Raw genomic sequence first — 1,405 nt, 5'->3', positions numbered from 1 at the left:
CCTTTGTCGTCTTTTATCTCTAAGTTGATATCACCGCCTTGCCCTTTGATAAATAAGTTCTGAGCAGACGCACCGGTATCAACGATAAGTTGCACTGAACGATCAATGGTTTCACCTTCCGTCGTCTTTGCCACAACCTTATATGTCCCCAGTAACGGCGCATCTAATTTATAGCTACCGTCCTGATTTGTGGTCGTGTCCGATAGTAACTTTTGATTACTGTCATATAATTCAACTTTTAAACCCGTTAACGGCATTTCTGTTTTACTGGCCGTATTATCATAATCTAAATAGACTTTTCCACCTATATCAAAGGCATATGCTGTTGATATCGTCGACACCGATATCAACGCAGAAGCTAATAAGCGCTTTATGCTTCTTAGCATCGTCTTTTGCACTGTTGCATTATGCTCAGTTCGCATTATCTTCTCTCCTGATATGCGTAAATTCTTCTCTTCTTTACGTTTTTCAACCCTTGGGGCATTGAACTGCATCTTCGGTAAGTGCTTTTCTACACCGGTAACTTTTTGCCAACTGTTCATTAGAAACTCCCCACTACATTGACAAACCAACCTCGTGAACGGTAGTTCAGGTGTGTTAAGTTGTCGTTATAATCCGTGAAGTTGTAACCCACGCCCATCTTGATGTTGTCGCCAATATAACGATAAACACTGGTCACCAATCCGTCTTTGTGGTCATCTGCCAGACTTGTTCGTAGCGTTCGACCTTCAACCTGATATTCCCAGTCGCCTGTCTTGTAATTAACACGCACCGCATACAAACTTGCACCCGATGAGTACCAGTCACTTTCACCTTTATAACGTAAATGACCCTGTCTGTGCGCCGCTTTAAACGCCGTTTCCCAGTTCGCATTCCATTCGTAAACACCTTCTAATGACCATACCCAGCTCTTTTGGTCATACAAGCTCGACGTATAACGTTTACCGCTTGATGACGTTGAGTTCACTATCAACTGGTCATCCGGGTCTAATCCATACACATACGTCAATTTACCAAATAAGTTCAGGTTGTTTATCGCTCTCGGTCGGTAAGCAAAACCAACCATCGATTCCGTGTAGTTACTCACCACTTCACTGTTGTTTCTGTGCTCCCCTAACGTCTTGGCAAAGTCAAACTGTACCAGCCAGCTTAAGTCTTCATTGACCACCGTCTTCGCCCGGTTAGTAGTCACCCATTGTCTTATGCGTTCATTGCCGTTATCGATTCGGTATTCCACACGATTACGGATTTGGAAAACATCATTTTTATAACCGTATCCCACCGCCCAAACATCACGACGAGTTTCATCATTTCCGGTTAAACTGGTATGATTGCGGTGACGGTTGCTCACACGGCCTATCGAGTAAGACCCCTCTATAAATTGGGCTTCCGTCGGTTTATAACT

Annotated in this window: 2 protein-coding genes; both read right to left on the bottom strand. The window is 43.6% G+C overall.

All coding sequences use genetic code 11. From position 1 onward, the window contains the following. Nucleotides 1-542 (bottom strand): SdrD B-like domain-containing protein (locus ACGH46_RS11015; protein ID WP_411605653.1); only part of this gene is annotated, 542 nt, incomplete at its 3' end. Continuing rightward, nucleotides 542-1,087 carry a hypothetical protein gene (locus ACGH46_RS11010; RefSeq protein ID WP_411590995.1) on the bottom strand — a complete coding sequence of 182 codons (546 nt, stop codon included), beginning with the start codon at nt 1,085-1,087 and terminating at the stop codon, nt 542-544. The genes ACGH46_RS11010 and ACGH46_RS11015, both read right to left, overlap by 1 nt. Nucleotides 1,088-1,405 lie beyond the last annotated feature (318 nt).

It is taken from the genome of Gilliamella sp. CG22 (assembly GCF_046635725.1).
In the GTDB taxonomy this organism is placed as follows: Bacteria; Pseudomonadota; Gammaproteobacteria; order Enterobacterales; family Orbaceae; genus Gilliamella; species Gilliamella apicola_I.
This window is presented reverse-complemented; position numbering and strand designations above follow the sequence as displayed.